Consider the following 391-nt stretch of genomic DNA (forward strand, 5'->3'; position numbering starts at 1 on the left):
TTTTAAAGTATGATTCAAAAAATAACTTAACTATTTATAAATTAAAAAGACAGTCATTCTAAATTATAGATTGACTGTCTTTTAGTCACAGGAGATCATCTAATTGGTACTTATAGGCTATTTTCATTCAATTTCTATATGCTTAGTAGATGTTACATCTTGTTTATTTTTTTTCAAATTTAAATGCAATACACCATTCGTATATTTTGCGTTAATATTGTTTTCATCTACATTAGGCAATGTGTATGTTCGATTTATATATGCTGTATTTCTTTCTTGTCTAATGATATTTCCTTCTTGATCAGTTTCATTATTTTCATCTGATTGTTTAGCTTCTATATATAAAGTCTCACCTTGATAATCTAAACTGATATTTTATTTTTCAATGCCA

1 protein-coding gene is annotated in these 391 nt (G+C 25.1%); it reads right to left on the reverse strand.

Annotation, left to right across the window (positions count from 1 at the left end):
• Positions 1–123 precede the first annotated feature (123 nt).
• Entirely contained in the window at positions 124–372 is a 249-nt protein-coding gene (locus ACF91D_RS32270) for an Hsp20 family protein (RefSeq protein ID WP_392438782.1), read from the reverse strand.
• Positions 373–391 lie beyond the last annotated feature (19 nt).

The organism is Staphylococcus sp. 231237_7MaSpsaltlick (genome assembly GCF_043107035.1).